This window comes from Bacillus sp. R86525, from assembly GCF_042466195.1.
GTDB lineage: Bacteria > Bacillota > Bacilli > Bacillales > Bacillaceae_G > Bacillus_A > Bacillus_A nitratireducens.
In genome coordinates this window covers 1-2,407 of the sequence record NZ_JAXHPX010000009.1, presented here as the reverse complement: position 1 = coordinate 2,407, position 2,407 = coordinate 1, and the positions used below count along the sequence as shown (strand labels likewise).

2 protein-coding genes are annotated in these 2,407 nt (G+C 32.8%); both read left to right on the top strand.

The genetic code is table 11. The features are described from left to right. Positions 1–288: 288 nt before the first annotated feature. Positions 289–1,248 (top strand): alpha/beta hydrolase, encoded by a 960-nt coding sequence (locus SJY24_RS30155; RefSeq protein ID WP_377867094.1) that lies wholly within the window; start codon positions 289–291, stop codon positions 1,246–1,248. Positions 1,249–1,434: 186 nt separating this feature from the next. Beyond that, positions 1,435–2,166: a DsbA family oxidoreductase gene (locus SJY24_RS30150; RefSeq protein WP_377867093.1), complete on the top strand. Its 732-nt coding sequence runs from the start codon at positions 1,435–1,437 to the stop codon at positions 2,164–2,166. Positions 2,167–2,407: the final 241 nt, after the last annotated feature.

The window sequence follows — 2,407 nt, the reverse complement described above, 5'->3', positions numbered from 1 at the left end:
CTTTAAGACGAGTCAGAATGACTCGTCTTTTTTGTGTATATTTCGTTAGAAATAACTTCTTACTAACCCAAAATACCACTTTAGACTTTAAGTATTCCCCATTCTTTTAAGATTTGTGGTTGCATAGCCATATAATTTTTTATTCAATTTCTCCCGTGATTTTTGATATGTAATTTAAGATTTTCTATTTTATTTCTTATAGATACGATTCATTGGTGTGTTAAAATAGTACAGTTATTTTTGAAGTACTTTAATATAAGAAGATTTAATTTTGAAAAAGGAGATAATATGAAAAAGATAGGTGTAATTACTATAGTAGTTTTAGTCCTTCTAGCGATTGCATATATGTTAGTCGGGAATTATTTCTATAATTATGCGTTGAATGCGAAACAAGAAAAAGATTTTTTAGAGGATAATCCTCACTTAACGGAAACGGTGAATGCATCGGGAGGTGCATTGGCTACGAATGAAGACAAGAATGCGAACTTTGTATCAAAATATAGACCTAATACATTAACTATACGCTCTTTTGATAAGCTAAATTTAACAGGTTATGAATATATGAATGAGCAATCTAGTCGTAAATGGGCACTTGTAGTTCATGGATATGATGGCAGGGCATCAGCAATGACGAAATATATCCGGAATTTTTATGAACAAGGTTATAACGTCATAGCGCCAGATCTTCGTGGGCATGGAAATAGTGAAGGCGATTATATCGGCATGGGGTGGCATGATCGTAAAGATATTTTGATTTGGATTCAACAAATTGTAAAGAAAGATCCGAATGCTGAAATAGCGCTATTTGGTGTTTCAATGGGCGCGGCAACTGTAATGATGACTTCAGGTGAAGATTTACCTTCTAACGTTAAAGTTATTATTGAAGATTGTGGATACTCGACTGTTATTGATGAATTTACTTATCAACTAAAAGATTTATTCCATTTGCCGAAGTTTCCTGTTATGAATGCAGCAAATACAGTTACGAAATTAAGAGCTGGATATGATTTAGAAGAAGCTTCAGCTATAAAACAAGTGGAGAAAAGTAAAACACCTATGTTATTTATTCATGGGGATGCTGATACATTCGTTCCTTATGAAATGTTAGATGAAGTATATAATGCTGCAAAAGTAGAAAAAGAGAAATTAATTGTTCCAGGTGCTGGACATGGAGAAGCTGAAAAGGTAGATTCGAATAAATATTGGAATACCGTATGGAAGTTCGTGGGGAGATATATTCCAGCATAATTAGATTGTTTTAGAGTTGTATATACGATAATCAGAAGGTAGTGTTTTTATACTTTTGATTATCGTTTTTTTTCTATTCGTAAATTCATTTTAGGTTGTAGTATATAAGGCTTGAAGCATAAATTTTTGAATTCTTTAGTGCCAGTGCTACAATGATTGAAAACTACATGTTAATGAGGTGTTTCTATGAAAATTGAAGTATGGTCAGATTTTGTATGCCCATTTTGCTATATTGGGAAACGTAGACTAGAAATGGCTTTAGAGCAATTTCCACATAAGAAGGATGTTGAAGTTGAGTTTAAAAGTTTTGAATTAGACCAAAATGCTCCAATCTATTCTGGAACAAGTATCAATGAAGTACTTGCATCAAAGTATGGGATTAGTATTGAAGAAGCTAAGCGTAATAATATACAACTAGGAAATCATGCAGCTAGTATGGGTTTGGATTTTAATTTTGAAGAGATGAAGCCGACAAACACTTTTGATGCGCATCGTCTAGCGAAGTTTGCAAAGGATCAAGGGAAAGAAAAAGAGATTACGGAAAATCTACTTTTTGCATATTTCACTGAATCGAGAAATTTAAGTGATGTGGATACGCTTGCTACTATCGCTGAAGCTTCAGGTTTAGATAAGCAAGAAGCTTTACAGGTTATTAATGATAAAAATGCATATGCAAATGATGTTAGAATTGATGAAGCGATTGCTCAACAATATCAAATTTCGGGAGTACCTTATTTTATTATTAATCAAAAGTATGCTATTTCAGGTGCACAACCACTTGAAACTTTTGTTGGTGCACTTCAGCAAGTGTGGGAAGAAGAGAATCCCGCACCTAAGTTACAAGAGTTTTCATCAGAAGAAGGAAGCGATATGTCTTGTACTGATGGAAGTTGTTCGATCCCTTCAAAAGAACAATAGTTTTTATGATGGAATAGCAACCCATATGGAGTTATATGGGTTGCTTATATATAAGTATAGAAGAGGTATTTAAATAGATAACTTGGTAATATAAATGAGATTTTAAAAAAATGAAGTTTTTTATAAAAATCCATTGACTATTATTATTTATAAGTGTAATATAAGACAAGTCGCCGATGCAATAACGCAGAACGCGGCAAACGAAATAAAAAAACTTAGTTGACATTAACTAACGAAGATG